We start from the raw sequence: 25842 nt of genomic DNA, 5'->3' as shown, positions 1-25842 counted from the left end.
TCAGGTTTGTATTGATTTCAGATGATCCACGATTCTCTGAGTAAGTACAGATACTTCCCCACGCGGAGCCTCATGCCAATCGAGAATGATTTCTTCGATCTCGTTGCTCAGCCGCTCCTCCGGCGTTTTCTCGGCGGTGTAGCCGTAGGCGAGAGCGCAGATGAATTCATACCCGTGTGCAACGGCATACTCTCTTATTGACTCAAGCCGAGGAAAACCGTCCCCAGGTGATATTCGCAGCAAGCACTTAACAATATGGTCAATATCATAACCGTCATCGAAAAAACTCTGGAGTGCATCAACCACTTCCCGCGGCAGCTCCATCAACGGTTGCTCCCCGGCTGCCTTTTCAATCGTTTCAAGCAATATTCGTTTCTCTTCCTTGAGTCCGGCCAACTCCTTCGCATGCTTGGCCAGATCGTCGATTGCTTTGTCGTGCTGCCGGCGCAGCTTATTGCATTCATTTATTTTTTGATTGGCCACGGACTCGGCAAAACGCTTATGTTCTATCGCCTGGTCGAGCTTCTTCTGGATCCCGTTGTACTCGGCTTCGGTGTAAAGGAGCTCGCCGTCCTCTACACGGACGCCCTTAAGATGGTTACCTTTGATCAGATACGTCGAGGAACTGATATCATCAACCTCAAAAACGCTCCCTTGCTGGCCGAAATACCATGTCTCCTCATCGGAACCATTTGCGATCAAAACCTTTGGCATCAGACTCCGCCTCCAATCAGGAGCAGCGCCCGCTCGGCTTCTTTGCGATCATCCTCCGACAGATTGCCGAAGCGGAGCTGGTGAATCAGCTGCTTTTCCCGGTGCTTCTGGTCCTTCTCGACCAGATTTTGAAGCTGAGTGAAATGAAATTTATCCATTTATAAGACCTCCAAGAAATAATCTCGTTTATTGATAAGTCCTTTTTCAAAGAGCGCCATCCGAACCGCCTGCGAAGCGAGATTCGGCGAATTGTTTTTGGTGCTCAAGTGTGTTAGATAAATCCGCTCGCCGCGGCCTTGGACCAGCTTTTGAAGCGCCTCGGCTGTCTGGTCGTTGCTCAGATGGCCGCGATGCGGGTCGGCAATCCGGTCTTTGAGGTAATCATCATAGGGCCCGGTTTGCAGCATCTCCAGGTCGTGGTTGGCCTCTATGATGTAAATGTTGCTGCCCTCCATCATCTGAAGCATCTCTGCATCGATCTGGCCGGTGTCGAATACCACGCAGGCGCGGTTTCCAATGTCGTCCTCTACGGCGTATCCGACAGGCTCCAGGGTGTTGTGATGGGTTTGGAATGGATACACGTGCAGGCCGCCAAGTTCGACCGTGTCATACTTGCTGTATGTGGTTTCAAGGACCCGCTGCAGTTCCTCATCTACACCGCTGATCTTCTGCCATTCCCCGTGCGTCGCATATACCGGGATGCGATACTTTCCGGCCAGAGTCAAACCGCGCACATGATCACTGTGACTGTGTGTAATGAATACCGCTTGAATGTCCGTCGCGGCATTGATGCCCCTGGCCAGCAGCCGCTTTTCCAGGTCCCGCTTCCATTTGCCGGCATCGATCAGGATTCCGGTGGAGCCGCTTTGGAGAAAAATGCAGTTTCCGTCGCTCCCTGTCGCGAGAATCTCGACTTTCATGGCTTGAAATCCTCAAACAGCACAGAATTGAATGGTTTTCCGGGAAACTCTTGCAGGTAGACATCTGTATGAAAACCGCCCACTTCCGTCTTTTCGACCGTATAAACGACGCCTTCAACCAGACCGGATTCGCGAGCCTTTTCAGGCTCCCAATCATGCCCGTTCTTGTTTAAAAACCTAACCTTATCGCCTTTTTGGGCGTAGATGTTCATGGTTGGCGATGGTTCAATAAAGTTAAAGCTCATATCGATCGCTCCCTTTTGATTCGATCCTGCCAGCTTCGTTCAAATGTGCAGCCCTTTGCCGGCCATTCTTTATAGCGGCGGCCCCGGGAGAAGGAAACGAACATATCCGTCTCCTTCTCGTAGTACACGCCGTTCAGGGGCTTTTCGCCGCCAAGGTCAGCGCCGCCGAATAGGTCCAGTTGCTCAATATCAGAGCGGGAGGACATCTTGTTCCGCCTGCCGCTCGGCAATGTGGAGGTCCATCACCTTCAGGAGCGCCTTGTATTCGGTTGCTGTCGGCTTTTCACCCTTGATCTTGGCATTCTTCTTGATGTAATCCTCCATGCCTTCCGGTGTGGTGATGCCGAGCTTTTCAAAGTTTTCTTTCATTTTCTCGCGGTACTTTTTCAACTCGGCTGCATCGTTGGTTTGCGGCGCAGGCTCTGTTTTCGGCGCTTCTGCCGGCTGCTTGGTCTCGGCAGCGGCGGCGTTTACTTCGGCGGTGATGTCGCGGCGGATCGGTTCGCTTGTTTCCCCCGAAACCACAAACTCGCCTGATTCATCAATCGCGGCTGCGATATTAAATTGAGCCTTTACAGCGCGGGTACCGACATGCTTCTTGAACATATCAGGGTCGATGCTTCCGTCTTCAAGCTTCCAAAAGTTCGGGTTTTTCTTGACGTACTTCATGACCTCCGAAGTTTCCATGAGCACAATTACGTCCCGGGCTCCCTTCCGTTTAGCTATGGAGTACGCGCCGACAACCTTTCCGCGTGGAAAGCGAATCTTATGAGAGATTTTTGTTATGACACCTTCATCGTCTGTTTCAGCGAGAAAGCTATCAGTCTCGTTTTCGCAAATAACTTGGTTGAAAACCCCTTCGTAATCCTCGCATTCCTTGGCTTTCGATAGGAATCCCTCGTAGGAAACGCGGATATCGAGCTTTCCTCCATATACAATGGGGAAGGCGTGTTTCAGGAAAGGGTCCAGTCCCATCCGATTTACTTGGTACATAAAGAGATTAAATTGAGGGACGGAGCAATCTTTGCCTATCGTTTCCTTTAGGGTCTGAACTTCAGCGAGTCCCCATTGGCCGATGGCCTGAATTTGAGTAATATCGATTGCTTGAATCTGTGTATTTGAATTTGCCATATGAATGAGTGCCTCCTAAAAGAAAATGATTTTGACTTTGCCGGTATAGCGCTGAATCAAATGCCATCTGTCCGGCTCCTGCTTGCTGATCAACCAGTCCGACGGGGTAGCTACATGGGCGGCCAACATCTTAAGCTGGCGGCGTGTGGGGTTCTTGCCCTGTTTCATGGCGTCAACCCTGCGAATAGTATTTTTGGAATTTCACATCGAAGACTCTGGCGTGCTGTTTGCGACCGCGGCGCGAAACGATCCGCCCGTAATCATCATTGATCGCCTTAGCTACAGCCGACGGCCCCAGTTTCCCGCGCTGGTACGGCTTCTTTTCGGATGCCGGCCGCTTGAACTGGCGGCGAGCTTTGGCGGTTGCGTAGTCATAGGCGGCGCCGGATTGGATCGCGGCGATCAGTGCGTACTTTTTATCCTTGATGCGGCTGGTATATTTCATTTGGATAAGTCCTCCGTTTCGATTTTGAGTTTTTGACCTTTTACGGCCCGCCCGGTAATCAGTTGGCCGTAAACCGCGACCTCGCCCGTATACTCCCCGATGCCGTCGATAAATGTCGGGACAATCAGGCCGGATTGCTTATGCAGTACCTCTGTGAGCTCCAAGCCTGCGGTGATCTTCTCTCCTACGGAGAGGGGAGCATAGTCCTTGCCGTCCATCTGGATGCTGAAATCTGGATCGTATTCATTGCGTTCCTTAACGTATTTGTGCAGCCGAATCTTAAGCCGGGTGAACAGAGACTGGACCTTTTCTGCTTGCAGCTCGGCCTCTTTGGCGCGGTACGCCTTGATCGCGTCCAAAATGAAGACGGACTCTTTTAAGCTGGCGAGCGTGTCGGCCTCGGCCTTTTTGGCTGCGTCTACGTCCGCCTGCAACTGCTGCCGTCCCTCTTGGGCTTTGATCGAATCCTCCAACTCGTCCCGCTTCCGCTCCAGCTCCCGCATGTCGCCCCAGAACTCGGAAACGTCGATCAAATCAATGCCGGCAAGCAGTCTCTCCAACTCCTTGCGCTTGGTGACCAGGGCGGCATGATCCGTGCGCAGTTCCTCTTTCCGTTTTTCTTTGGTGTCAGTAACTACTTTGACCGCTTCCTCATCCAGCGGCCGCTTGCAACTCGGGCAGGTGTCCTCGATCGGCTCGTCGTAAACTTGCATGTACCGGTCTCTAGCTGCTTCAACTTGCTGCCGCGCCGCAACGAGTTCCGCCTGTAATGCGGCCCGCCTATCGTTGACCGTCTTGGCCGCCTCAATCTGCCCCTCAATTGCTTTGATCTGTTCCAGCAGCGCAGCCGACTCGGCTTTTGCCGCCTCGATGTCTGCAGGCCCATCCGGCAGGCGGTCCAGTTGTTCCTGTAGCGTTTTGGTGCGGCTCTGCGCGGCGATGTGCTGCTTCTCAAGCTTCGATTTCTGCCCGCCAGTCCCGCCGTGAATCTTCTGGAGATCGTCGAGCGAATGCTTCTTGGTCAACTCGTCGAGCTTCGCCGCGGCCGGGTTAAGCGGAATGTCCTTCGGCTTTTGCCCTGGATCAGTCCGGCTCATTTCGGCCAGGACTTCGGACTTCGCCGGCGGAACGGTATACTTGAGGATCTGTTCCCGCTGCTTAGTCCAGTGTTGGGTGAAGAAGAACCCCGGGTTATAAAGGGATAGGAAGTCCTCTTTGTTGAATAGGTCGGCCACAGCAGCCGCGTATTCCTTTGCTTTGACCGGAACATCGTTGATCAGATAAACCGTGTCCCCGCCGTCAATCCCCCGCTCGAAGGTCATTTCCTCGCCATCTACGCTAAAGGTGAGCCGGGCCCGCACGACGTCGAAATCATAGGTGGTTGGCGAAGGGTTATAGGTCTTCCCGAACAGGTCTGTGCCGAAGAAAATCCATGCCGGCGATTCACCGATCGTCGTTTTCCCTTCGCCGTTCTGGCCGGATAATTTCGTGATGTCGCCATAATTGACATCCACTTTACGGGTCCCGGCGAAGTTTTGAAGCTCCAGCCGGATGAATTCAATTCGCTTTGCCAATTCACGTCCCTCGCTTTCTTGTGTTATATTGAGGTTGGAATATTTCTTATTGGCCGCTCTCTTTTGGGCGGCTTTTTTATTGCTCTTCCAATTTGCCTAACCAAAGCTCCGCCGTTTCAATGTGCGTGATAGCTACGCTGCGCTCGCGGCTGTTATCCAGCTTTTGCACCTCTTGCAGCGCCTCGGATAAGGCGATCAGCGCTTTTTGCAGTTGGTCCATGCGGTTCACCTCCCTTCCTGAATCTAAAGCTCGGCGAGTTCTTGCTTGAGTAGTTCGATTTCTTGTACTACTTGGTTCAGGACAGCGACCTTGGCGCTGGCTGCAAGGCGTTTGAACCTGTATTTCTGAATCTCGACGCTCCTGTTTCCGGAAGTAAGTTCAACATTTTCACAAGGCTCGCTGTACTTGATAAAATCCTCCAAGATCTCGATGTTCTTTTTGATTTCACGAGCTTTATCAACCCGTTCGCCCATGTATTGCAGCGTTTGATCGTCCATGCCTTTCCCTCGCTTTCGCTTGATTTTTGGGCTCAGAAGCCCGATTTTGGCAAAAAAATAAATAGGCTTAGCGAAAATCAGTCGTTTTCGCAGTCCTCGCAGAGTCGCGGATAACCCGGCTCCTCGCCGTCGATCAGCGTGCTGCAACACTCGCACAGCAACCCTTCCAGGGCCATTTCAGCAGCTTCTCCCATCGTCTTCCTCACCTCCTTCCAGGGCTTCCTCCAACTGCTCGTCACGCTCCCGCTTGTATGCGGCTATCTCGTCTTCCTGGGGCTGCCGGGCCTGTTGCTCGCCCCAAAGCGGCCGGGAGAAGCGGTCGAGGTTCAAGGCGTCCACGCCCCGGACTGGACCTGCCGGACAAATTCCTCAAATGTGATGCCGCGCTGCAGCCGGACCCGAAGCGTTCGGAAATATGCTCCCAGTCGGTCAATGTCGTCGCGGCGATCCGGCTGCGGCTTGCGTAAAAGGCTGAGTATCATCCGGTATTTCCGGTATTGCCGCCGGGCCCAATCTGCCATTTTGCTGCGCCCCTCCGCCTCCAACTTGCCCCGCAAGAACAGGAAGAAAGCCATTTTCATTCGAATCATTCTCATAAGCTCTGCGCCTCCATTTCATACAGTTTGTCGCAAAAGTAACGGACCAGGTCCTTATTCTTGATACACTCGGCTGCGTATGCTGCTTCTTTCAATCCGTCGATCTTTTGCACCAACTCCGCGTTGTCACGCAAGGCTTTAACCAGCTCCGGCCCCTGTAGTGGGCTTAGAGTGCCCGCCGCAAATTGTCGGTACAGATGGGCCAGAACGCGATGAGTTGAGTGGATAAAGATCGCCACGTTATCACAATCCTTTCGTTTGGTTTCAATTCGCTTCATTCAGTTGTCAAAGAGCGGATGATGATTCTAGCTAAAGGCTATTTGAGAGTTCGCCTGCTCTATATCCCGCAGTAACTTCCCATGTGGCCGCCAGCCGCCAACATATTCCTTCGCCTTGTCGAAATCCTTAACCAAGGTGTTTTTATAGGAATGTGTGTTGAAGTAGCCTTTGAAGTCCTTCCAGAGCGAAGAATAGATTTCCCCGCGGATCGTCTTGTCCTGATATGCAGGACTCTCTTTCCCGCCGAGTGCTGCAAGCACGGTTTTATTCGCGATCAGCTGCAGGTCGTTCTGCTGCCCATAATCAATGGTCGTGTTGTTCTCCAGCCGAGCCACCCGGACCTCAAATGCCTGAGTGCGCTGGTCGAGCAAGAAGATCGCCTGAAGCTCTTGGCTGAGTTGCTCGTAGGGGTTCGACTTAACCCGGTAATAATCGTCCACCAGCATTTCATAAGCTTCCCATGCCTGATCCGTGTTGAGTGACTTGGCGTGCATCCAGGCGCCCTTTTCGGTCCAGAGGTAGAGGATGGGAGCGAATTTAAGGTTGTCGTCATTTTGACGAGAAGATTTGAATGCCTTCAGTTCCTCGCCTTTTAATGAATAAAAGTGCTTTCCTTCCGTGTAACGCGATTCATTCCTTTCAAAATTCTTGCTGATGATCTTTGTTTCAGTCCCAAACGCCTCCGCCAACTGCGCCGTCGTCAGCACGCGCTGGCCTTCGTGATCAATTACTTGCAATTTGCTCATGTTCTACCTCCTTTTCGTCACTGGAAATGCTCGTGATCTCGATTTTGATTTCGAGAGCTTCACAAACTTCATTGATGATTAGTTCATGCCAACGACGCTCACCTTTAAGCAAATCGCTGATATATTGATAACTTCGCCCAGTTGCTCTTGCTAAATCAGCTCTGCTCATTCCTTTTGCGTCCATGGCTTCCTTGACTGCTGCTGTGAAGTTCATCTTGTGCTCACCTCCATGACCCAATAATAAGCATTGTGCTTACATCTGTAAAACAGCAAAATTAAGCATTATGTTTAAATAATTAGCATTATGCTGATAATACAAGCATAATGCTTTAAAATGCTCAATATTTCAACAAAATGCTGATTGTTTAATTTCTGCTGTAATGTTATGATCTATTTCAGCAAAATGCTGAAATTTAAAGAGGTATTTTTCATATAAGGAGTTGTTTATCGGTGGCAGAAGTCAATAATCGCTTGAAAGAACTAAGGAAGGATCGGGGTTTAAGTGGAATTGCAATAGCAAGGCAACTCGATATTACTCCGCAATATTATTACGACATAGAAAAAGGAGAGCGACGCCTTACGACTGAAATAGCTGCTAAGCTTGTTCCGGTACTAAAAGCAACGGTGGATTACATCATTGGTGTGACCGATGTAAATCAATATGGAGAAGAATCAGAAGTAAAAAACCCCGACCCTCACGAAGAGTCGGAGTTAGCTGATATTCCTATCGAACGATTGAATCAGTACAAGCTGTCATACAAGGGGCATACTTTAAGCAAGGACGAGGCTGACGACATCATTGAGCTTTTGGAAGCAGCTTTGAAGCGTTGGAAGAAATAAGGCACTCTAAATACAGTGTCGCTTCTGAGACATCTACACCTTGGCAATCCAGCAGCTTTATATAGTCTTCCAAATCAATCTCTCTGTTTCGAATAGGTCATCACTCCTGGTAGAAAATTTTTCCGTGGCGAGACGTTGATATGATGATAGCATAAAACCGAACAAAAAACGAGAACAAATGTTCTGAAAATGAAATGAAAATGGAAAGGAGTTTCCAATGGCGTTCCTGCTCGGGGAATGCCTGTTGTTGGACCGATTGAATGAGAAAGAGATTTCGTCGGCTGAATTCGCAAGACACATGAAATGTTCCCGCTCCTTCGTAAGCCAGTTGATTTCTGGCAAGTCTAAAATGTCTCTTGAATTTGCGATCAACGCCGCCCACTTTCTCAATTGCCGCGTGACTGATTTGTATGTACTTGAATGGTCCAACGACAGGAAAGAGTAGATTTTCTACTCTCCCCCGAGTATGTGGTTAAGCAACGCTTAACAATCCATTTTCACCCTTATTTTAAGCTCTTTTCGACACCATGTCCCACGAATAAAGTCGATTAAAATTTACCGTTCACCCCCTGCGAACGGTTATCATCACCACATTTCCTTTGCTTTCCTCCGCGACACTTTCACGCCCTTCCCCAGACCCGCTTTGTCGAAATATGCAATTTTGACAACATTGTCATACTTTTTTACTAGGTTAATATTCACAAGAGCCCGCCTAGACGCCCTTACGTAGCCTTCTTTGGCTAGTATAACTTCCCATTCGCCTAACGTTTGCGGCAGCCTGTAGGCACTATCAGGCGTATGAAAACGCAGGTCTCCATTCACAACCTCAACGTACAAAATGTCCGCGATACGTTGTTTTTGCAGCCTTCCGTTTTCGTCAATAAGTATGATTATCATGTCGTCACCTCAGTTGTAAGTTTCCTATCAATCACTTAAATTATGTACTGATATAGCAAATATTGAATGGTTCTGATAGACTAAATTAAAATCCAGATTTTAGGGGGAATAGAGTTGAAAAAGCCGTTTTATAAGCAGGTTTGGTTCTGGGTTGTGGTCGTCGTCCTCGGAGGAATAATCGGATTATTTACGGAGGATAAAACGCCTGAGGAGCCGGCCATAGCCGAACCGCAAAAAGAACAAGCTAAGCCAACGGAGCCTGAAAAAAAAGAAGAGGCAAAAGAACCTACAGAAGAGGAATGGCAGAAGAGTTATAGGGAAATTGCTTTGGGTGAAGCTCAAGCCTACATAGAATTGACGGTTAAAGGGACCATAACCCCTGAAAACCACGAATCAAGAACCGGAGTGCTTTTGCAATATTCGGAAAAGATAACCGGCGAGGATAAAGAGGACTTCAAGAAGCTCGCTGAAGCTGTGAAATCTGATAATCTTGCTGAAGCAAAGCGGCTGTACACGACGCTTGGTGGCGAAGATTTTGAAGAATTGAACAAGGAGCCCGGGCCTAAGAAAACTGAGTCAAAAAAAGAACCTGAGCAGAATTCGAAGCCTGGAGACATTGGGATGGACGTCGAAGGTTTCCGCAAAGCGTTCAATTCTGCTGCCAAGAGTTCGAACATTGATATGAAACTTGGGGAAATAAAGGTTGAAGAGGGAGCCGTACAGGATGTATTCACACACAAAATTAGTGACTATGTTGCTCTAACAGGCAGTGTGAACAAATCAGATAAAAGTATGCGAGAAGTGACGATGGTCGGGGCCGGGGATGGAAGCATTGAGTCTGGAACAGACATGCTTCTTACCGTCGGTTTATTAATCGCAGCAACGAATCCAGATTTATCTCCTGATGAGCGTGGCAGTGTATTGGAAGATGTCGGATTACTGGACGAAAATGTGGACCTTAAAAAAATCAATAAATCCACTGAAAGAAATGGTATCAAGTACACATTGAAGGGCACGGAAGAATTGGGAGTTTGGTTCATCGTTTCGGATGCAAATGAAAAGTAAGAAAACAAGCAGCTCCCTGCAAATTAGGGGCTGCTTTTGTAATGGCCTTATATCAACGGCCGATATAATCCCGCTCAGCTCGGTGTCTTCAAACTCGCCCCAACCCCCGCAATGTAAGCTCCTAGCCGGATACTGATTTCCGAACGCATCACATCGCGAGTCATCCCAAAACGCTCCTCATATCCTCGACACAGGAAACGGTGATACACGACCAAATCTGCATGTTCGTCACTGACAATCTTTATGTTACGTTTCGTTAATTCGCGTTTTATATCACGCATGTCTTTGCTTATTTTGTTCATGACCGCTTGGCCAACTGCCAGATAAAGCTGCTTTAAAAGGTTAGAACTGCGCTCAATGTCATCTACGCTCTTTTGCACCATCGTAAGCATGTAAGGTAGTAAGATGTAGTCGCGGATCATAGTGAACTCCTCTATCGTGGGTCGAGACGTCTTTTTGGGGTCATTTCGACTTTCATATTGCTCTTGATGCTCGGTGAGCAGCATCTTTGATTTCCACCGCTCGTTACCGTCCAGTTTGCCCAATTATTATGACCTCCTATCTGTTCCGCTCGTTATCGCACTAAAACGCGAACATTCGTTTGTATTATAAACCAATCAAATTTAAATGAAAAGCCCCCTCGGAGTTATTCCAAGATGGGCTTTTCATTATGTGTACAGTTAAAAAAGTACAGAAATCGAAACAAAATGTTTTACATTACGTACATAAAGTGATATAATAAATACAGGAAGTGAAACATGAGCTTCCGAAAGGAGGGAAAAGAAACGATGGACAAACTGGTGTACGAAGCTTTTAAAAAGCTCCAAAAACAGGAACACCTCCTGAAAGTGATTCGCGAACAGCGCGGGCTGGGACGAATCACTCAGAAGGAGTTCCGGGAACGCGAGGCGGAGATACTTGACCGGTATCGCCTCACAGTGCAGGAGCAACGCGCATACGACCTATACGTCATCATGACGCAGGGCCGCAAGCGCCGGAAGTAAGATAGGGAGAGGGGCCGAGCAGTTAGGCCCCTCTCTTCCTTTTCCCACGCCGCACCTGCTTATAATTTATCACAAACCACTCGTAGTGATCCATAAAACTATCGAAGTCAACGTAGACAAACGGTATTAACAAGTTCCCCTCTACTTTGTACTCGATTTCCCTGGGCAACATTATGCCTCCTCCTTTATGTGCTCCATAATATCGTTGGGTTGGCAATCAAAATACGTGCATAGCTTATCAATCACGTCCAGGGAGACATTTTCCCCTTTGTCAAATTTAGCTACCGTTGCTGGCCCAAAGCCCAAAGTTGATTTCAAATCCGTTCTTTTCATATCTTTTTCTAGCAGTAGTCGAAAAAGAGGTTTATACGAGAATGGCATATCATTCACCTTCCGAAACTTTATAATCTAAATATAATACACAAAATACAGAAAAGCAAACTTTTTGTTTGACATCATGTATCGTATATGATACATTAAGTACAGGAAATAAAACTTATCAAAAAAAACGGAGGGAATCGAAATGAAAAACGTAATGGTAAGAGCTTGGGAGATCGCACAGACGGCTGTAGTAAAGTTTGGCGGTAAGGTAAAAGAATACTTTGCCCAGGCTCTTGCCATGGCGTGGAAGGAGGTGAAGGCCAGAGTGGAAAAGTTCGAAATCACACTTAATGCGGACACAAAAAAGTGCCGTACTTGGCTGGCGCAAATCGTAGGAACGCATCCGGTCTACAAGTTGGATCGCAAATTCCTGGTGAAAGACTGGGACGATGAGTACGGAAACAAAGTATTCTGCCTCAACGACGGATATTATGAGTCGTTTAACGGCAAACGGAAACAGTTCTTTAAAGTAGTCGGTGGGGAGTGTGTCGAGATGTCTTTACTCGACATGCAAGTGGCGGTGACGGAGTCGGGATTCTAAAAGCCGCTTGATGCTCGAACATCAAGCGGCCGGGCGGGAAAACTTTCGACGGCCTTCCCGCCCTCCATTATAACAAAATTGGAGGAATTGCAAATGAGAACGTGGGAAAGAAGCGGTTACTCTGTAAAGGAAATGCCATTTGATTACTCGCTGCATGAATTTGCGGTTGTTAAGGATAACGAAACGGTGGCAGTTATTACTCCTGGATCGATCGACGACATGGAGGCCATCATCTCCGATCTGGATGCCGGCCATGACGTAAACGGCTGGGAGGACGGCATGGGGAACACGATCAGCATTTAATGTAGTCTGCGGTCGCGGATACCCGCAGCGTATAGTTTAATATAAAATACTCAACTGCCAACAGATTTGGAGAGATGGTATGAATTTAATTGAATTGAAAGACGATTTTGATATGTGGCTTAGATCAGAAGGGATTAAGACGCAAAGCATCCGCAATATCATTTCTCCATTCCAGGAGTTCGCCGCCTTTTGTGCGGCGAACGGAATACATCAAGCTGAGAGACTGGACCTAAGTTTATGCCGGGAATATATGGTTTGGCTGACAGATCGACCAAACCACCACACAGGCAAACCTCTATCCGCTGCTACCCGAGCTAAACATTACGATGCTTTGCGACGGCTGGATCAGTTTCTGCGGGAGCGCGGTGTAATACCCTCGTCAATAACTGATGGTATTCAACGACCGCTGTCCCGCAAAACGATAATCCAAAGCTTTACTCCCGATCAACTACAAGCCATCATCGATGCCGTGAGGGAGACTCGCACAGAGCAAAGATACAAAGATCGTATGGCATTGTTACTGTACATGCTGGCCAGTAGCGGATTAAGGATTAACGAAGCGTTGCATTTGCGTGTCTCCGCTATTGATCATAACAAGCGGATGATGGTCGTGCTAGGCAAAGGTGACAAGGAGCGAGAGGTGCCGGTGTCGTATGAGCTCTCCCGGCTGATGCAGGAATATATACAAAAGTATGCCATCGATCACGATGACTATCTATTTGCCTCTCGTTACGGCAAGCCTTTACAGACATCCTCAATACGGGATGCGCTCCGGAGGGCAAAAAAATTATTGGGAACGCACTTGGGCATAGATCAACTTAGGGTTAGCCCTCATACATTCCGTCATACTTTTGCTAGGTTGTGGGTAGTAAATGGCGGCAATACAATCGCCCTATCTCGCATTATGGGACATACATCAACACAGATGACCGACAAATACGTGCGTCTGTGGGGCGTTGATTTAAACAAGGCTTATGACACCTGCAACCCATGCAGGGACATAACGCCCCCTAAAATATAGTCAAAAACCCGGGCTTCGGCCCCTCTAAGGAGGATACAAATGGATAAAGATGAATTAAACGTATTAGGTACATGCCGAGCATGCGAGGAAGCGGAGCTACTGAACAGCGAACGATATTGCAGAAGTTGCGCGGAAGAAATATACAACGAGGAGAATAACGCATTGAAACAGTAACGCTGATTGTCAGTATGGCGGCGCTGGTGCTGTCGGTTGTAGCGCTGGTGCTGTCGGTTGTAGCGCTGGTGCTGTCGGTTGTAGCGCTGGTTCGGACGATCAAACGAATATAAGCGCGTAAGCCCTCACCTACAGGGAGGCGGTGCGAAAGGGGAAATGAAGGATGAAAAGACTAATGCGTGTAGTGACAAAGGATTCGTTATCTTCACACGAGTTTGCGGTGGAGAGAGGATTTTTCCCTCCTGAAATTGACGTGATTGGGGTGGAAGTCCCTACCTTTGACACCCATTTGCTGACTAGGATTCATCGCCCCTTTTTGTTTGACAAGGGTGTGAAAATCCCGGAACAAGGGGTATTGTTTGTCGCTGAAACATCAGGTGACAAAATAGTATCTTGGAGCGACGATTTTAAAATTAAGGTGGTTCCTTACTTTTACAGAGGGACATTTACCAGCTTACAGTTGGTAAGAACTTTAGAAAGTTTCGATATTCGGGAAGCTATTTTTAATGAATCTGATGTTGAAAGGGGAGGCGAACCTTTTGCTCGATTTGGGTATGACAAGGCAACCCTGTTGTCCGCACTTAATTCTCTTAATAGGGAATTAGAGGAATGTGGACTAGAAGAAATGAAAAGTCGTACAGAAATTATATTCGGATGACAAAAGGCCCCGTTATGGGGCCTCCGTCGTAAGTGTAGCTCGATATCTTTCAATCCGTGCCCGCGCAAGGCAGGCAAAAACTACACTGTCATTTTATACCTATGCTCCAATATCGTCAAGTAATAAAAAGCCCACTAACCTATGTGGTCGGTGGGCTTTGTCGTGGTCAGGAAAATTTTCCTTGGGTGAAAAGAAAAAAGCCCCACCCGCAGGACGCGGACAGGGCTTCTTCTACCGATTCTTTCGGATTTTATTAAATCATATCCTATTTTTGGGATGCTCGCAACCCTATGGCTAAAGTTCTCCATCCCTCCGCTGTAAGTTCCGGATCTCTGATCAGTCCGCCCAGGTCTGCCGAACCAAATTCATCTACAAACCATTTCGGTGCCGTCACCTTTTTATTCTCTTCCTCCAGATCTGTCACCCGGGATACCAATTTATCAAATGCTTTCTTTTCTTCTGGCGTCATTGCTTCTTCACTCTCCTGTTTTTTAGAAATGGCTGAAAAAATCCAATATTGCTTTGCCTCAGACTTAAACACCGATTCTTTGGCTGTTACTTTGCCGTCGTCCTTAACACCTTGATTAATCAAGCCGTCGGACCCATATTTTCGGTTGTCATGGTTCGGGTCAAAAACGTCGATCGATCCGTCCGAATTGATACCAACGAGCAAAATAAAATGACCGCCGGACGTAAAATGCCCGCGGCCCATCGAGGCGATCACTAATTTGCCTTCCCGCAGCGCAGCCTTGGCGGCGTCCAGGCTACCAGTCTGGACACAGGATAAACCGTAATGCTTCGCAGCGCTGGCGAAAAACCCCCACGCAGTGCCGTTATTCGCGGTCCTGTACCCGTTTTTTATGGCGTACTGACAAGTTTCAGTCGGCAGGATCTCTTTACCCAGGAATGTGCTCGCCACCATTGCGAACGATGTGGGGCCACAACCAGAAGCGCCTATCGTCTCGCCAGCGTCCCCGTCAATGGTGTACGGAGTGTTCTTCCATTTCTGGTCCTCTTGGCTATAATATACAAGCTTCATTTTCCTTCACCTTCTTTTCCAGTCTCGCCCGCTACTCCGCCTTTACCTTGCAGGATAGCAATAGCCTTTTGCAGTCCCGGAGGGATAGGCGCCCCGAGCCGCCCGGCGTTTTCAAGCAGGCTCAAAAGCTCGTTAGCAAGGTAAAAAAAGATTGCCGCATCCCTAAATAGGTGTGCGTCTCCCAACGCGGTATCTACCAAGTGAGCCACAGCCACGATGGCAAAGATCGATACTTTTTTGGCGATCCCCCAGCCGCCGATCCGGCTACTCAATTTCCCCTCCTGGGCTGCTGCGGCTACCCCGGAAATATAGTCGATAACCACAAAAGCCAGTAGGATATTTAACAACGACGACCAACCCCCAAATAAAAATGATGCTGCCGATCCGCCGACAGCGATAAGCCCTTTGATTACGGTATCCACTTTGATCATCCCCTCTTATCTTTAATAACCCCGGATCGGCTCCGAGGGCATAAAAAATACGCCTATTTGGCGTCAGTATCAAGCAGCTCTTTCACCTGTTCTTTCCAGCGCAGCGGCACATCATCGACGGTCCGTAACTGCTTCCGGATTAAATCACAGTAGATTTCAGCCATTTGTTTTCTCACCTCCTTGACCGGCGGCGATCATCTCAGCCAATTCCGCTAGGGCAAGCTGCGTTTTGGTCTTGTCTACTTCCGCCGCTTCGGCCAGCTCGGCGAGTGCCACTTTCAGCTTTGTGTTTTCTTCTTGCAGGCGCTCCAGCTCTGTCTGTTCCGCTGGCGGATGAAGCGCAGCGATCTCTTCCGGCGTCAGGCCTTCGGACCAGTACGCCACCGGGTCCCGGTTGTTGTCAGCATTCCACGCCTTCAAATCAAAACGCGGCAGGTACAGCCCAGTTGGAACCGGCACGCCGACGATAAACCCGGCTGGCTGCGGCTCCTCTTCCGACCGCTCCAGTTCAGCGGCGGTATCGGTTTCAGGCGGCATCTCCATGGCCGCCGCAGGTGGATCGGCATAAAAAGGGACGACGCCGGAAAAGGCATCGTCCACATGTTTGACACCAACATAATAGCCCTCAAGGTCTATTTTTATCGCTTCTTTCACAGGTGCTACCTCCAATCTAAAGATACGGAAACAGAATTAAATATAATCACGGAACGGGCGTCAGAGGCCAGTCTCACTGATCCGTCCGGGTAAAAATCAACCACGACGCTTCGGAGCTCCGCGCCGGAATCATATGTGGCAAGCACTAACGTCGTGACTGTTTTCGGCGTGTAATCATCCGGCAGCCTAAATAGTACGGTTCCCGCAATTTTAGCACCCGTAAACAGCGTTCCACCGACGTACAAAGTCAAGCCAATCTTTCGGTATTTTACGCTTCCAGTAGCACCATTAAGCAAGGTTGCGCCTATCCACCCCGGCACATCCTTCTCTTCCTTCTTCTGCTCAACAACGGACACACGCTGCAGCGCCTCGGCCACGCCAGCCGTCAGGTCGCTAATCTGCGCCTTTTCGTTCGCGGCCAGCGTGCCGATTATCGGCTGAATCGGGGATTTGTCGAGTTTAATATAAGTGGCAGAGTAAGTTGTTAAGGGATCATAACTAAAGGTTACACGGCGCTCATTCCCATAAGCGTTATTTGTCCTTAACTCCCAAGTGCTATCTTTTCGACTATTTCTATAAACGGAAATAAATCGATCTACCATATTAGTAAGCCGTGACGATGAATAATTTATGTCGTTGATAACAAAAGCAACACCTGATTGAACCGGGTTAGCCCGCTCTCGCAGCACAATCCCCGTACCGACTTCTACCATGTTATCGCCTTCGGTCAGCAACAGGCTACCTTCAGAAACAATTGGTTCAACGCTTTCTTTGGCTAGGCGGTACAGGAGTTGGCATGGAGTCCATTGGCTGTACGTGCCTGTTGGTAATATCTGCGTATCGGCAGGACCTTCCGGAGCTGAAATATCAACAATCGCTACCCATGCCTTAACCCCTGTACCATTGTAGGTACTGGTATGTCCTTGACCGACCGTAAACATCTTGTATCCGTTAAAATACGCCTTAACCTCGTCTTGAGTTGGCTCGTAGTCATCGCCCCAACCACTGTCAGCGCTAGGAATTGAGAGGATAGCACTTTTAATAGCCCCGTTCAAATACCATGAATCATTGATGTTAAAAGCATCATTTTTGGTAAGTAATTTCCCATCATACTTTGTCATCTCCCCTATTGTATCTGTGACAGTTGAGGGGTACACAGCGCCAGGAACAGGGGTTGAAATCGTCCTAAATCCGTCTTTACTTCCGTAAACGGTATAATTAAGCGATCCATCCAGCACAACCTTTTTCCACTTAGCCAACTTAAAATACTGCCCATTTTGTTCAAACAGTATATCCGGATCGCTCCCGTCCGTCGGGTTCGCGTGCAACTCCGTTTGAAAAGCAAGCACGGACTTGCGCTGCGGCTCAAACGGTTTGGGTTCGGCGCCTATGGTGAGCATCGGGTTTTTAAAGGTATAGGCGCCTGCCACTCCTGTACTGCCATTATAATTCCCAAAGAATATATATATGATGGAGTCATTTGGATTGATGGTCACTTCTTGCGAATTTGTCCATGGCACGATTTGAGTGGTACCATCCCGTGTCGTGACTGCCATATATCCATTATGTTCACAGGATAGGGTGTACTCCATATCTGGTTCTACATCTATCTGGAATTTAATGTAATGTCCTTCCGTGGACGTTGTCTTCTGAACCGCTTCATAATCGGAATTAAAACTCCATTCAGACGAAGGATTTGTAATTCTTTCATACTCATACAGCGGCGGAATCAGATTGTCAAACGTACTGATCGCATAGGGGCCGTCTACGCCATGAATGCCCGATGAACACATCGGAAATTCATCCGATATTTCTGCATGGGGCTTGCCGCTCAGCTCGTTATATTTTTCATCGGTAATCTGATATACGCGGACGCCGTCAACGTTAAAGGCGTCTTCTGAAGTGCCGCCTTTCGCTTCGAATCTTATTCTTACTCTTGTTACGGCCCCAAGTTGTGTTGGGGAAAGAAGGACGGTTACGGGCATCCATGTTAATCTTTGAATTGAGTTAAGCGTGGTAGAACTTAGCTTGCCCGCTGCACCCGATCCCTCAAAATACATAGTTAATTCGGTGAATCCCGTTGCCGGGAATCTTAAAAACGCTACCGCAACATAGTACCCACTAGAATCAACGTTAAAATATGGCGAACTTACCCCAGTATCCCCGGAACCACGTTGCTGTACCTTTATAGAACTTGGAACATCCTCATATGTTGAAGAATCTACGGATAAAAGAGGAGAATTAAATCCCGTCCATCCTACAATAGAGTCGCAACTTCCGGCATTCCCCAAAAGATTAATCAGCGTCCGGCCACGCATCTCCCCGAGACGGAACCGCGCGTCCTTCGGCGAATTGACCACCGTCAGCCCGGGCTGCAGCGCGACCGAATCAACCTCAGCGGTGTTAAAACGATCGGTAAATTCATCGTATTCGGCCACGTGGCTGTTGAATTCCTGCCTCGTAACCAAAGAGACCGATGGATCAATAGTAAATGTGACCGCTGATGTGTTACTGACGGCCAGAATCATTCGGAGGTAGAGATCCTTGGCGCTACCTTCTGACGGCGCAGGCTTATACGTTGCAGGATATTTGCCGATTGCAATTAGATCGCCGTCAGCATCGATTATACCCGCCTCTCTGATCGTAAACCCGCCAATCTCCGTCGGGATCGTGGTGTCGACAACAACCCAATTATTATGAGTGCTGTCAATAGACACATCAGATACGTTGCCACGCCATTTTTCGGCCCTGAGAGTTGTCTGAGATGGTGAAGGATCATAATAAGCACCTCCACCATCACCGACGGCCATTTGCGTGAGATTGACCAGTGGGCCGCCAGCTGCCGCAGTTGCAATCTTGTTTTGCCCGACGGTTGTCAGTATAGAATAAAACTCTGCCACAATTACGCCTCCTTGGGGTAAACTGTTATGACTTCTCCGGATTGCATACCCCATATGCCGTATGCTGTGCCGGTGGTCGATAAATAAATATTAAAATCCCTCATGTGACTTCGGGTGTTTTTGTATTGCATGATCAAGTCATCAAGTTGTGCTAACATCTCCTGCGTGATAGGCCTGGTCACTTCCAAAATCTCAATTCTAAATGTGTACGGATCACCGCCGTATTCAAACCATTCCTCAACGGCCCCCCGCATGCCGAGTAGCTCAAGAATCCGCTTGAGCGCTGCTTTTGTCCCCTTTTTTCGGTGTACATTGATCGAATTGAGGACAAGATTTTCCTCCTCCCCCCGAGTGATCGCCAAATCTACGCCCTCGACGTGATACTCCCAAAGCAATTCATCTATCCACTCGTCCGGCAGGCTGCTGATGTTATCCAAAAGTGTCAACCGGTCCGCTGCAAGTGATATGTCTTGGAGCTCACGGTCGAGAGCGCGGGCCGCAGCCTTGATACGGTTGTCTCGTAGCAGGTTTGCGGGCAGGATATCTACAAGGCTGACCGTTTGGATATTAGTCATCTGCAAGCCCTCCATACGTTACTGTGACTGTTTGCGCTATAGCTACTGTGTCATAATCAATCTCATAATAACTAAGCCCTCCAGTGTCAACTCGATACGCCCCGGCCTGCATAACTCTCCTGATTAGCTCTGATGGATTAATATCCCGTCCAAGGCGCGATTTTTGCCATAATACATAAGCCTGCACTGCCGCCTCTACCGTAGTTTGTATGGATGATACCGCCGCTGCATCATCTTTGTTAATCCAGTAGGTCAACTTAATGTCATAGTTGTATACCTCTGGCGCCCTGACAGTCACATTGTCCGTTAATGGTCGTATCTCTTCATCGTTGCATTTCTCCGCAACGGCATTTAAGATTTCCTCCCCGGGAATCTCCCCGCCCTGCAGTAACGGAATGATTTCGACCACTCCGGGCGTAGGGCTTTTGACTTCAACGTCAACGATCAATTGATTTGCGGATGCCGCCCAAAATCGATATGCACCGTCTGGACCGGCCACCGAAAAAGACTCCGGTGCAATATGGATTCGCTCGCGATATGCGTCGTCCGTCTCCTCGTCAGCCCCCCCTTCCGTAACGGTTGTATTGCTGGCTGACTGCACAAATGGCAGGGGATCAATAATGACGTTGATCTGTCCGATTGTAAACCCGTTGCCGATAGCTCCAGCCGTCGTACACTCTGCTGTAACAGTTCCGGTTGTTGATCCAGCCGGAATTTCAAGCACCTCAGTTGTTGCAAAATACAAGTCACTCCCATCATTAAGCCCCACCCTGATGCCTGCCGGGATATTTACCGCAGAGGTCAAAGATGCAGATAACTGAAACGAGAGTGTTGTACGAGCTGGAGTAGCTGGCAGGCGCGTAACATTGCTCCTTGCACCGATGTTGTCAAGTATCCCCCCGGCAGCATACCGCAAGAGATTTTGCTTTGCGCTATAGTTGATCGCCACCCTTTGCTGCACGATGATTTGCGCCAGGGCCGTCAAAAAAAGCCTTACCGGATCGCCTGGATAAAGTGTGCGACCAGCTAAGGCTTCGTAAATCGAGATAATATTGTTTTGCGTCTCACTTGCATCGACGCTTATAAATTCGATATCCGGCAAATCGGTTAGCACCATCAAGCTCCCTCCTCTACAACAAATTTGATAACCGGCAGCAGTTTGTTGGGCTCATCTACATTTGGATTGCTAAACGTAACCTCTGTCACCGTTGCCCGCGGCTCCTGCTCAAGTATCGCTGATATAATTAAGCCAGACAGACGGGCCTGCGCAACGGGTACTGGATCGTCAATCAGACTCCAATCGATGCCAATTCCGCGCGATCCGGGTGCCGAACCAAGGGCAGTTGTAACGATTGTTCGTATGTTCTGCGCCACTTCCTCATGGAGTGTGCTTGGAGCAAAGTTCACCCATTGAGTTTGAGATAAATCAACGCTATACGACATGGACATACTCCTGTAGCGTTATGGATACCTCTGCCGTCAGAACATTACCCCGATTATCTACAGTGCTCCAAGTCTGTTCGTATTGGGTAATGACCCACAGGGCCGTGCCGACACCTTTGCCGCCGATGGTGAGCGGCATTGCCTTACCGTCGCGCTCCAAGGCGACAATGTTGTCCATCTCCTTTCGCGGATTCACACCGTATTTCGCATCGAATCGCATCACAAAGCTTACGGTATCCAGTCCCGGCCCGATCCGTTGGGTAATGGGCTTTTTCCCAAGCACCTCATGCACGGCATAGCGGCCGCCGCCGGTCCGCCGGAAATCCCGGAAAGTCCGCAGTGTCTTTTCAGTTGCGATGAATACTATTGGTCCGAGAGAGCCGAGCATCATTCACCCTCCTCGGTAGGTATTTTCCCGAGGCAGTAACCATCTCCCGCGGAAGTAAATACGCACAACACTACATCTTCTACTTTCGGAGGAACAACTACAGCTTCAGTAAAGGGCAAAACGATAGGTAACTCATCAGATACCATATCATCCTGGTCTTCGAACAGTACCCTCACTGACAGGGCCTCTTCATCAACGGTTGAAACTGTACCTACCCTGACCGTGTTAATCATAATTACCACCCCAATACTGGCCTTATAGTTAAGTCGGTTACATAACCGCCGCTGCCTATTTTATGCGAAGCACTCTCAACTAAATATTTGCCGTTGAAGGTCCCCACTCCGCCGATTTCAATGACTACCCCAGCAGCCATCCGGATGTCACCGACGATCGACAGACTTGAGCGCCCCATATCCTTATTCTTTTCCCGCAGCGCATTACGGGCCTTTCTCAATGCTTCGGCTTTGCCGGTTACTTTCTCATTTATCTTCAAAACAGGCCCAATGGTCGGAGCGCCTGGCGGAACATACCTGACCCTATAGGTCTTGGTAGTCTTGCTGCTCCCTTTTGCTGCTGCTACCAATGCAGTCGCTGTACTGGAGGTCTTTGCGGTCTTCTTTTTCTTTGTTTGTGGTTGCGTGTAGCTGATCTCGCAGGCCACATATGCCGCATAGGACAGGGAAAAACCGAAGGTGTAGGAGAGAACTTTGTCCTTGCCAATGGTGTACGTAGCCACCGGCGCCTTTTTCTCGTACTCAAATTCGTCGAAAAGCACCAACTGCTTGTCGGTTACTTTTAGCGCGATCCCCTCTGATTTTGTCTGTTGCAGCAAAAATTCGAGGTCAGACTGTTCCGTCTGATCCAGCCGGTCATATGTCGGGTTAACTGGCGCAGAATACACAAGCTTATATCCCGCTCTTTTGGCTATCTCCCCAGCAATGGAGCGAAGCGTCACCTTTTCCCAGGCTTTGCTGCGCTTTTCCTGCCGGATGTTCGAGCGAACCCCCAGGCTCACGCCTTTGATTTGGACGACACTCGGCGGACCAGACACTTCCACGCTATCCACCTCGAAATCGCCCAAGGTAAGCTTCTGGGCCGTCCCAGGCTTATCCCAATGCCGGATCCGGATAGCTGCCTTGAGGCTGTCGCCGGGCAGCGGCATCCACTCCGGGGTTTGCCACTTGTTATCCCGGTCCTGAATGGTGATCTGCAGGTCGTCAAGCTCGCCGCTTGGCGCATCGTTATATGAAAAATCAGTCAGATACTTTGCGATATCAATAGACAGGTCGTATCCGTTGTAAGACAACTCCAGTTCGGCCCTGCGCGCGTCCACAGTCTTCATCCTGCACCTCTTTTCCACGGTGGCAGCGTGGCTGATTCCTCATCCGGGATCGCAGGGACGTTAAGGACCTCTCCCCCGCCAAAGATCACGGTATTCCTATGCTCAAGGTTGGCCATTATCAATTCAGGCACATATCGCTCTGTCCCAAAAAGCTTAAAGGAGATACCGTCCCAGGCATCTCCTTGTGTAGTGGTATAAGTCACGAAAAACTCACCCTCTTGCGTTGATTTGCCAACTGCTGCAGCATGCGCTCCAGTTCCGGCAGTGTCATAGCGACGCCCTGCCGTACCTGCTCTTTAATGCTGGAGTCACCGCCGCCTTGGATAGTAATTTGAGGCGCGAAATCCACGTAGATATCACCGCCGCCGCTACCTCCAGATCCTGCGCCTCCCGCAAAACCCAAAAGGCTCTCCAGCTTCGACAGCGGCAAGACCGCCTCTTGTTCTGCCCCTTCGCCGATCATTGCCAACGTCGGGCCGGTAGTCACCCCGCCGGCTGCCAATAGGGGAATCTGCGGCAGCTCGAATCCAAGCGTCTTGCCACCAAATCCCGGCACCCAATCGGGGATATCAATGCTGACCGTTCCGATTTTTTCAAAAACCTGATTAATCAGGCCAATGACCGCATTAATAGGAACCTTCAGAATTGAGACCAAGGCGGAGAATATGCCGTCGAAGACATCGACAACCCCCTGCCATGCCTTTCCCCAGTCCCCCGTGAAAACCCCTGTTATGAAGTCTAAAACGCCGCCGATGGTAGTCATCAGCCCGTTAAATATGCCGGAAACGGAATGTATTACAGAGAGAACCACAGCCTTAATCGTTGGGAATGCGAAATTAAACGCTCCGACCAAAGCGTCGATCACTGGCTTGACGAAGTTAAATAATGCCATAAAGGTGCTGCCTACCTTGGAGGATACGGAAACGATTGTTGGAAGCATTGCGTCAAACGCCCGACTCACTGCCGGCGCAATGTCATCGGCAATGAACCCGAAGACTTTTGAAATGATGGGCCACAACTTAGAACTGATGTACTGAACAGCTGGCATAATACCCTTGAGGATATTTGTTCCGACTTTGTACAACGTAGCCCCTACCTTGAGAGCAATGGGCAGTATCTGTTTAAATATGTCCCCTATACTGCCGAAAATGCTCTGAAATGTCGGGGCCATCGATTTGAACGAGCCCATAAGTTCGCCACTAATTCCCTTGAGGTCCGCAAAAACTGAGCCGATGGTGTCCTGTACAGATGCGGCGTCACTATCAGATAGTCCAAACATTTTTGCGATATCAAGTCCAGCGCCCACGAAGTCTCCGCTTAACGCCTTTTCAAAAGCTGGCTGGAGTTTTCCGCCGATCTTCCCGGCGGTTGCTGATATAAAGCCTCCCATCTTGGAGAAGAACCCCTGAATCACAGGAATTTTAACCTGAAACCAGTTACTGAATTTTTGTAGCAAGGGGAGGGCTGCCTGCGACAACGGCAGAAGGAACGTCGTCTGCAATTGTCTACCGATGCCCGAAAATGCTTTGCCGATGGTACTGTATTTTATTTCCGTGATCTCTTCCATCGTCGCCTTGGTCATGTCGAATTGTTTTTGTACATTTCCGTAAGCCTTGATTACACGTTCTTCGAGATCTTCGGCCTGCGTGCCGAACAGTTGCACTGAAACAGCGTTTTTCTTTTCGGCATCACTTATGGAATTGATCGCTTTAACCGTGGCCAGGAAAGCCTTCTGGGCAGTTACCCCGCCCTCAGCGAACTGTTTTGTCATTTCCTGACCATTAAGACCGATAGCTTTGTATGCTTCAAGGGATGCCTTCGACCCGTCTTTTGTCCGGATTCCAAACTCCTTGATACCATCCCCAACCTTGTCGAGATTAAAGGCCCCTGCCTCTAATCCAGCTGCGAATATATCAAACATTTGATCCGCCGAGAAGCCCAATTTAGCAAAATACGGAGCGTACTCATTCGCTGTATCAATCAGCTCGTCGGACTTGTTCAGCCCTTTCTGAGCCCCTTGAGCTAAAAGGTTGTACGCCTGTTCGCTCGTGATACCGAAGTTCTTGACCATCGTGTCCGCTGCCTTGATTGACTGGGTTATGTCCTCGCCAAATGTATCGGCATATGCAATAGCATACTTTGTGGAATCTTCCAACTCGGCGCCTGTTTGCTTAGTCACCTGCCGGACTATACTGATCGACTGAGCGAGGTCGTAGAACCCCTCTCCCAGGCCTTGGTTATACAGAGATTGGGCAACCTTGCCGAAGTTGTCCATTTCCCCCGCGGAAGCACCCGTAGCCGCTTTAATTTGGGCCATGGCACTGGAATATTCGTCGGCAAAGTTGTATGTTGCCACTCCAGCCGCTCCAAATGCAGCTGCTCCAGCTAAGGCCGCGCCGCCAACAAGGCCAACTGCTCCTATAGCCCCTGCAGCACCGCCGATTCCACCTCCACCATCAGGACCACCGCCGCCACTGCCCGGACCACCAGCATTTTGCAGGTCCCGCATTCGCCGCTCCAACTCTTCCACATCTCGCAAATATCGGCGCATGTCATTACCGAACATGTTACCCGGCATGCGTATGCCGCGTATTTGCTGCAGATTGGTGAGCAGTTGCCTGGACTCTCTGGCCGCTTCCTTCAGTTCTTGATTAAGGTTTGTAAAAATCCCTGTTGGCTTTGGAGCGGTGCGGATTTCTTGAAAATCCCGCTCCAGATGGCGCAAACCGTCCCTCAACGGCCGGACCATATCATCCGATATCCGGATAGAGTTGAGCCGCCGGGCCTTTTCCTCAAGGTCATTCAGGTCGCCCAGGGCCCGAGTCATGGACGTGGTGTATGATCCGGCGAGTTTTGCCGCCAGTTCAAAGGCTATTTTGTACGTTTTTCCGGCCAATGTTTACTCACCTCCTGCGACCTTTCCGCCCCCGAGGGGCTGTGTTTGCGTCTGCCTTTGCCCTTCGTTTATTGACAGATTCAACAGCCGCGGCCCATTTTGAGAGCTCGTCAATGCTCTGATTGAGCCAATACTCAAACGT

General features: G+C 49.3%; 40 protein-coding genes. 9 read left to right on the top strand and 31 right to left on the bottom strand.

The features are described 5' to 3' along the window. The 16 genes from NYE74_RS33110 to NYE74_RS33035 form a co-directional block, all read right to left on the bottom strand. On the bottom strand, positions 1-714 hold the full coding sequence (locus tag NYE74_RS33110) for a hypothetical protein (RefSeq protein ID WP_341005606.1): 714 nt from the start codon (positions 712-714) through the stop codon (positions 1-3). Continuing rightward, the gene (locus NYE74_RS33105; RefSeq protein WP_341005605.1) at positions 714-872 is read right to left on the bottom strand and encodes a hypothetical protein; all 159 of its coding nucleotides are present in this window, start codon (positions 870-872) and stop codon (positions 714-716) included. The genes NYE74_RS33110 and NYE74_RS33105 overlap by 1 nt, the downstream gene beginning before the upstream one ends. Beyond that, positions 873-1634 (bottom strand): MBL fold metallo-hydrolase, encoded by a 762-nt coding sequence (locus tag NYE74_RS33100; protein ID WP_341005604.1) that lies wholly within the window; start codon positions 1632-1634, stop codon positions 873-875. It lies immediately after the preceding gene. Beyond that, positions 1631-1879, bottom strand: coding sequence for a hypothetical protein (locus tag NYE74_RS33095; RefSeq protein WP_341005603.1), 249 nt, complete (start codon positions 1877-1879; stop codon positions 1631-1633). The genes NYE74_RS33100 and NYE74_RS33095 overlap by 4 nt, the downstream gene beginning before the upstream one ends. Continuing rightward, positions 1876-2085, bottom strand: a complete 210-nt coding sequence (locus NYE74_RS33090; protein WP_341005602.1) for a hypothetical protein — start codon at positions 2083-2085, stop codon at positions 1876-1878. The genes NYE74_RS33095 and NYE74_RS33090 overlap by 4 nt, the downstream gene beginning before the upstream one ends. Next, positions 2069-3010 (bottom strand): resuscitation-promoting factor Rpf1 domain-containing protein, encoded by a 942-nt coding sequence (locus tag NYE74_RS33085; protein WP_341005601.1) that lies wholly within the window; start codon positions 3008-3010, stop codon positions 2069-2071. Before NYE74_RS33085 ends, NYE74_RS33090 begins: the two co-directional genes overlap by 17 nt. Positions 3011-3025: 15 nt before the next feature. Then, positions 3026-3178 carry a DUF6906 family protein gene (locus tag NYE74_RS33080; protein WP_341005600.1) on the bottom strand — a complete coding sequence of 51 codons (153 nt, stop codon included), beginning with the start codon at positions 3176-3178 and terminating at the stop codon, positions 3026-3028. A gap of 4 nt (positions 3179-3182) precedes the next feature. Next, positions 3183-3455, bottom strand: a complete 273-nt coding sequence (locus NYE74_RS33075; RefSeq protein ID WP_341005599.1) for a hypothetical protein — start codon at positions 3453-3455, stop codon at positions 3183-3185. After that, complete coding sequence (locus tag NYE74_RS33070; RefSeq protein WP_341005598.1) at positions 3452-5029, bottom strand: ATPase; 1578 nt, start codon at positions 5027-5029, stop codon at positions 3452-3454. Before NYE74_RS33070 ends, NYE74_RS33075 begins: the two co-directional genes overlap by 4 nt. A 76-nt stretch (positions 5030-5105) precedes the next feature. After that, on the bottom strand, positions 5106-5258 hold the full coding sequence (locus tag NYE74_RS33065) for an Acb2/Tad1 domain-containing protein (protein ID WP_445323437.1): 153 nt from the start codon (positions 5256-5258) through the stop codon (positions 5106-5108). Positions 5259-5272: 14 nt separating this feature from the next. Further along, positions 5273-5527 carry a hypothetical protein gene (locus tag NYE74_RS33060; RefSeq protein ID WP_341005597.1) on the bottom strand — a complete coding sequence of 85 codons (255 nt, stop codon included), beginning with the start codon at positions 5525-5527 and terminating at the stop codon, positions 5273-5275. Between the two features lie 177 nt (positions 5528-5704). Beyond that, the gene (locus NYE74_RS33055) at positions 5705-5866 is read right to left on the bottom strand and encodes a hypothetical protein (protein WP_341005596.1); all 162 of its coding nucleotides are present in this window, start codon (positions 5864-5866) and stop codon (positions 5705-5707) included. After that, positions 5854-6123 (bottom strand): hypothetical protein, encoded by a 270-nt coding sequence (locus NYE74_RS33050; protein WP_341005595.1) that lies wholly within the window; start codon positions 6121-6123, stop codon positions 5854-5856. The genes NYE74_RS33055 and NYE74_RS33050 overlap by 13 nt, the downstream gene beginning before the upstream one ends. Beyond that, entirely contained in the window at positions 6120-6362 is a 243-nt protein-coding gene (locus NYE74_RS33045) for a DUF7667 family protein (RefSeq protein WP_341005594.1), read from the bottom strand. The genes NYE74_RS33050 and NYE74_RS33045 overlap by 4 nt, the downstream gene beginning before the upstream one ends. Positions 6363-6428: 66 nt before the next feature. Then, positions 6429-7148, bottom strand: coding sequence for an ORF6C domain-containing protein (locus NYE74_RS33040; RefSeq protein ID WP_341005593.1), 720 nt, complete (start codon positions 7146-7148; stop codon positions 6429-6431). Then, positions 7126-7362, bottom strand: a complete 237-nt coding sequence (locus NYE74_RS33035) for a helix-turn-helix domain-containing protein (RefSeq protein ID WP_341005592.1) — start codon at positions 7360-7362, stop codon at positions 7126-7128. The genes NYE74_RS33040 and NYE74_RS33035 overlap by 23 nt, the downstream gene beginning before the upstream one ends. 236 nt (positions 7363-7598) lie before the next feature. Between NYE74_RS33035 and NYE74_RS33030 the strand changes: the two genes are divergently transcribed. Both NYE74_RS33030 and NYE74_RS33470 read left to right on the top strand, forming a co-directional pair. Beyond that, entirely contained in the window at positions 7599-7988 is a 390-nt protein-coding gene (locus tag NYE74_RS33030; RefSeq protein WP_341005591.1) for a helix-turn-helix transcriptional regulator, read from the top strand. A gap of 217 nt (positions 7989-8205) precedes the next feature. Then, on the top strand, positions 8206-8433 hold the full coding sequence (locus NYE74_RS33470) for a helix-turn-helix transcriptional regulator (RefSeq protein WP_445323436.1): 228 nt from the start codon (positions 8206-8208) through the stop codon (positions 8431-8433). Positions 8434-8573: 140 nt separating this feature from the next. Here the strand turns inward: NYE74_RS33470 and NYE74_RS33465 are convergent, their stop codons facing one another. After that, positions 8574-8885, bottom strand: a complete 312-nt coding sequence (locus NYE74_RS33465) for a LytTR family DNA-binding domain-containing protein (protein WP_445323435.1) — start codon at positions 8883-8885, stop codon at positions 8574-8576. A 114-nt stretch (positions 8886-8999) separates the two neighbouring features. Here NYE74_RS33465 and NYE74_RS33025 point away from each other — a divergent pair, with 114 nt between their 5' ends. After that, complete coding sequence (locus NYE74_RS33025) at positions 9000-9950, top strand: hypothetical protein (RefSeq protein WP_341005590.1); 951 nt, start codon at positions 9000-9002, stop codon at positions 9948-9950. Positions 9951-10024: 74 nt separating this feature from the next. Here NYE74_RS33025 and NYE74_RS33020 read toward each other — a convergent pair whose 3' ends face one another. Further along, complete coding sequence (locus tag NYE74_RS33020) at positions 10025-10495, bottom strand: hypothetical protein (protein ID WP_341005589.1); 471 nt, start codon at positions 10493-10495, stop codon at positions 10025-10027. 243 nt (positions 10496-10738) lie between these two features. On the opposite strand from NYE74_RS33020, the gene NYE74_RS33015 reads away from it, so the two are divergent. Next, entirely contained in the window at positions 10739-10954 is a 216-nt protein-coding gene (locus NYE74_RS33015; RefSeq protein WP_341005588.1) for a hypothetical protein, read from the top strand. A gap of 171 nt (positions 10955-11125) precedes the next feature. Here NYE74_RS33015 and NYE74_RS33010 read toward each other — a convergent pair whose 3' ends face one another. Next, a complete protein-coding gene (locus NYE74_RS33010) occupies positions 11126-11335 on the bottom strand; it encodes a helix-turn-helix domain-containing protein (RefSeq protein ID WP_341005587.1) in 210 nt (69 codons plus the stop codon). A gap of 142 nt (positions 11336-11477) precedes the next feature. Between NYE74_RS33010 and NYE74_RS33005 the strand changes: the two genes are divergently transcribed. From NYE74_RS33005 to NYE74_RS32985, 5 genes are all read left to right on the top strand, one after another. Then, on the top strand, positions 11478-11876 hold the full coding sequence (locus NYE74_RS33005) for a hypothetical protein (RefSeq protein ID WP_341005586.1): 399 nt from the start codon (positions 11478-11480) through the stop codon (positions 11874-11876). Positions 11877-11969: 93 nt separating this feature from the next. Further along, complete coding sequence (locus NYE74_RS33000) at positions 11970-12179, top strand: hypothetical protein (RefSeq protein ID WP_341005585.1); 210 nt, start codon at positions 11970-11972, stop codon at positions 12177-12179. Positions 12180-12258: 79 nt separating this feature from the next. Continuing rightward, positions 12259-13200, top strand: a complete 942-nt coding sequence (locus NYE74_RS32995) for a tyrosine-type recombinase/integrase (RefSeq protein WP_341005584.1) — start codon at positions 12259-12261, stop codon at positions 13198-13200. A gap of 39 nt (positions 13201-13239) precedes the next feature. Beyond that, complete coding sequence (locus tag NYE74_RS32990) at positions 13240-13374, top strand: hypothetical protein (protein WP_341005583.1); 135 nt, start codon at positions 13240-13242, stop codon at positions 13372-13374. Between the two features lie 163 nt (positions 13375-13537). After that, entirely contained in the window at positions 13538-14032 is a 495-nt protein-coding gene (locus NYE74_RS32985) for a hypothetical protein (RefSeq protein ID WP_341005582.1), read from the top strand. Positions 14033-14297: 265 nt separating this feature from the next. Here the strand turns inward: NYE74_RS32985 and NYE74_RS32980 are convergent, their stop codons facing one another. The 12 genes from NYE74_RS32980 to NYE74_RS32925 all read right to left on the bottom strand — a co-directional run bounded on the left by NYE74_RS32980 (position 14298) and on the right by NYE74_RS32925 (position 25700). After that, positions 14298-15071, bottom strand: a complete 774-nt coding sequence (locus tag NYE74_RS32980; RefSeq protein ID WP_341005581.1) for a C39 family peptidase — start codon at positions 15069-15071, stop codon at positions 14298-14300. Beyond that, the gene (locus NYE74_RS32975; RefSeq protein WP_341005580.1) at positions 15068-15502 is read right to left on the bottom strand and encodes a phage holin family protein; all 435 of its coding nucleotides are present in this window, start codon (positions 15500-15502) and stop codon (positions 15068-15070) included. Before NYE74_RS32975 ends, NYE74_RS32980 begins: the two co-directional genes overlap by 4 nt. Positions 15503-15555: 53 nt before the next feature. After that, positions 15556-15666: a CD1375 family protein gene (locus tag NYE74_RS32970; protein WP_341005579.1), complete on the bottom strand. Its 111-nt coding sequence runs from the start codon at positions 15664-15666 to the stop codon at positions 15556-15558. Beyond that, positions 15659-16156: a hypothetical protein gene (locus NYE74_RS32965; protein ID WP_341005578.1), complete on the bottom strand. Its 498-nt coding sequence runs from the start codon at positions 16154-16156 to the stop codon at positions 15659-15661. The genes NYE74_RS32970 and NYE74_RS32965 overlap by 8 nt, the downstream gene beginning before the upstream one ends. A 5-nt stretch (positions 16157-16161) precedes the next feature. Then, positions 16162-19056 carry a phage tail protein gene (locus NYE74_RS32960; RefSeq protein WP_341005577.1) on the bottom strand — a complete coding sequence of 965 codons (2895 nt, stop codon included), beginning with the start codon at positions 19054-19056 and terminating at the stop codon, positions 16162-16164. A 2-nt stretch (positions 19057-19058) separates the two neighbouring features. After that, positions 19059-19631 (bottom strand): phage tail protein I, encoded by a 573-nt coding sequence (locus NYE74_RS32955; protein ID WP_341005576.1) that lies wholly within the window; start codon positions 19629-19631, stop codon positions 19059-19061. Next, entirely contained in the window at positions 19624-20748 is a 1125-nt protein-coding gene (locus tag NYE74_RS32950; RefSeq protein WP_341005575.1) for a baseplate assembly protein, read from the bottom strand. The genes NYE74_RS32955 and NYE74_RS32950 overlap by 8 nt, the downstream gene beginning before the upstream one ends. Further along, on the bottom strand, positions 20748-21074 hold the full coding sequence (locus NYE74_RS32945) for a lysozyme (protein WP_341005574.1): 327 nt from the start codon (positions 21072-21074) through the stop codon (positions 20748-20750). Before NYE74_RS32945 ends, NYE74_RS32950 begins: the two co-directional genes overlap by 1 nt. Further along, positions 21064-21465, bottom strand: a complete 402-nt coding sequence (locus tag NYE74_RS32940) for a phage tail protein (protein ID WP_341005573.1) — start codon at positions 21463-21465, stop codon at positions 21064-21066. The genes NYE74_RS32945 and NYE74_RS32940 overlap by 11 nt, the downstream gene beginning before the upstream one ends. Continuing rightward, complete coding sequence (locus tag NYE74_RS32935; protein WP_341005572.1) at positions 21462-21695, bottom strand: hypothetical protein; 234 nt, start codon at positions 21693-21695, stop codon at positions 21462-21464. The genes NYE74_RS32940 and NYE74_RS32935 overlap by 4 nt, the downstream gene beginning before the upstream one ends. A 2-nt stretch (positions 21696-21697) precedes the next feature. Beyond that, on the bottom strand, positions 21698-22804 hold the full coding sequence (locus NYE74_RS32930) for a phage late control D family protein (RefSeq protein ID WP_341005571.1): 1107 nt from the start codon (positions 22802-22804) through the stop codon (positions 21698-21700). Positions 22805-23003: 199 nt separating this feature from the next. Further along, positions 23004-25700 carry a phage tail tape measure protein gene (locus NYE74_RS32925; protein ID WP_341005570.1) on the bottom strand — a complete coding sequence of 899 codons (2697 nt, stop codon included), beginning with the start codon at positions 25698-25700 and terminating at the stop codon, positions 23004-23006. Positions 25701-25842: the final 142 nt, after the last annotated feature.

The organism is Paenibacillus sp. FSL P4-0127, assembly GCF_038007325.1.
Taxonomy (GTDB): Bacteria; Bacillota; Bacilli; order Paenibacillales; family Paenibacillaceae; genus Fontibacillus; species Fontibacillus macerans.
The sequence above is the reverse complement of the archived record's forward strand: the minus strand, read 5'-3'. Positions and strand labels throughout refer to the sequence as shown.

Bases quoted from the DNA above. Each gene is read 5' to 3' on its own strand.
- NYE74_RS32935 (WP_341005572.1), bottom strand. From the start codon at position 21,695: ATGATTAACACGGTCAGGGTAGGTACAGTTTCAACCGTTGATGAAGAG.
- NYE74_RS33085 (WP_341005601.1), bottom strand. From the start codon at position 3,010: ATGGCAAATTCAAATACACAGATTCAAGCAATCGATATTACTCAAATT.
- NYE74_RS33470 (WP_445323436.1), top strand. From the start codon at position 8,206: ATGGCGTTCCTGCTCGGGGAATGCCTGTTGTTGGACCGATTGAATGAG.
- NYE74_RS33050 (WP_341005595.1), bottom strand. From the start codon at position 6,123: ATGAGAATGATTCGAATGAAAATGGCTTTCTTCCTGTTCTTGCGGGGC.
- NYE74_RS33075 (WP_341005599.1), bottom strand. From the start codon at position 3,455: ATGAAATATACCAGCCGCATCAAGGATAAAAAGTACGCACTGATCGCC.
- NYE74_RS32975 (WP_341005580.1), bottom strand. From the start codon at position 15,502: ATGATCAAAGTGGATACCGTAATCAAAGGGCTTATCGCTGTCGGCGGA.
- NYE74_RS33010 (WP_341005587.1), bottom strand. From the start codon at position 11,335: ATGCCATTCTCGTATAAACCTCTTTTTCGACTACTGCTAGAAAAAGAT.
- NYE74_RS32980 (WP_341005581.1), bottom strand. From the start codon at position 15,071: ATGAAGCTTGTATATTATAGCCAAGAGGACCAGAAATGGAAGAACACT.
- NYE74_RS33090 (WP_341005602.1), bottom strand. From the start codon at position 2,085: ATGTCCTCCCGCTCTGATATTGAGCAACTGGACCTATTCGGCGGCGCT.
- NYE74_RS32955 (WP_341005576.1), bottom strand. From the start codon at position 19,631: ATGACTAATATCCAAACGGTCAGCCTTGTAGATATCCTGCCCGCAAAC.
- NYE74_RS33095 (WP_341005603.1), bottom strand. From the start codon at position 1,879: ATGAGCTTTAACTTTATTGAACCATCGCCAACCATGAACATCTACGCC.
- NYE74_RS33110 (WP_341005606.1), bottom strand. From the start codon at position 714: ATGCCAAAGGTTTTGATCGCAAATGGTTCCGATGAGGAGACATGGTAT.
- NYE74_RS32930 (WP_341005571.1), bottom strand. From the start codon at position 22,804: ATGAAGACTGTGGACGCGCGCAGGGCCGAACTGGAGTTGTCTTACAAC.
- NYE74_RS33040 (WP_341005593.1), bottom strand. From the start codon at position 7,148: ATGAGCAAATTGCAAGTAATTGATCACGAAGGCCAGCGCGTGCTGACG.
- NYE74_RS32970 (WP_341005579.1), bottom strand. From the start codon at position 15,666: ATGGCTGAAATCTACTGTGATTTAATCCGGAAGCAGTTACGGACCGTC.
- NYE74_RS32995 (WP_341005584.1), top strand. From the start codon at position 12,259: ATGAATTTAATTGAATTGAAAGACGATTTTGATATGTGGCTTAGATCA.
- NYE74_RS32945 (WP_341005574.1), bottom strand. From the start codon at position 21,074: ATGTCGTATAGCGTTGATTTATCTCAAACTCAATGGGTGAACTTTGCT.
- NYE74_RS33035 (WP_341005592.1), bottom strand. From the start codon at position 7,362: ATGAACTTCACAGCAGCAGTCAAGGAAGCCATGGACGCAAAAGGAATG.
- NYE74_RS33060 (WP_341005597.1), bottom strand. From the start codon at position 5,527: ATGGACGATCAAACGCTGCAATACATGGGCGAACGGGTTGATAAAGCT.
- NYE74_RS33100 (WP_341005604.1), bottom strand. From the start codon at position 1,634: ATGAAAGTCGAGATTCTCGCGACAGGGAGCGACGGAAACTGCATTTTT.
- NYE74_RS32985 (WP_341005582.1), top strand. From the start codon at position 13,538: ATGAAAAGACTAATGCGTGTAGTGACAAAGGATTCGTTATCTTCACAC.
- NYE74_RS33105 (WP_341005605.1), bottom strand. From the start codon at position 872: ATGGATAAATTTCATTTCACTCAGCTTCAAAATCTGGTCGAGAAGGAC.
- NYE74_RS33080 (WP_341005600.1), bottom strand. From the start codon at position 3,178: ATGAAACAGGGCAAGAACCCCACACGCCGCCAGCTTAAGATGTTGGCC.
- NYE74_RS32940 (WP_341005573.1), bottom strand. From the start codon at position 21,465: ATGATGCTCGGCTCTCTCGGACCAATAGTATTCATCGCAACTGAAAAG.
- NYE74_RS32950 (WP_341005575.1), bottom strand. From the start codon at position 20,748: ATGGTGCTAACCGATTTGCCGGATATCGAATTTATAAGCGTCGATGCA.
- NYE74_RS33465 (WP_445323435.1), bottom strand. From the start codon at position 8,885: ATGATAATCATACTTATTGACGAAAACGGAAGGCTGCAAAAACAACGT.
- NYE74_RS32990 (WP_341005583.1), top strand. From the start codon at position 13,240: ATGGATAAAGATGAATTAAACGTATTAGGTACATGCCGAGCATGCGAG.
- NYE74_RS33000 (WP_341005585.1), top strand. From the start codon at position 11,970: ATGAGAACGTGGGAAAGAAGCGGTTACTCTGTAAAGGAAATGCCATTT.
- NYE74_RS33015 (WP_341005588.1), top strand. From the start codon at position 10,739: ATGGACAAACTGGTGTACGAAGCTTTTAAAAAGCTCCAAAAACAGGAA.
- NYE74_RS33005 (WP_341005586.1), top strand. From the start codon at position 11,478: ATGAAAAACGTAATGGTAAGAGCTTGGGAGATCGCACAGACGGCTGTA.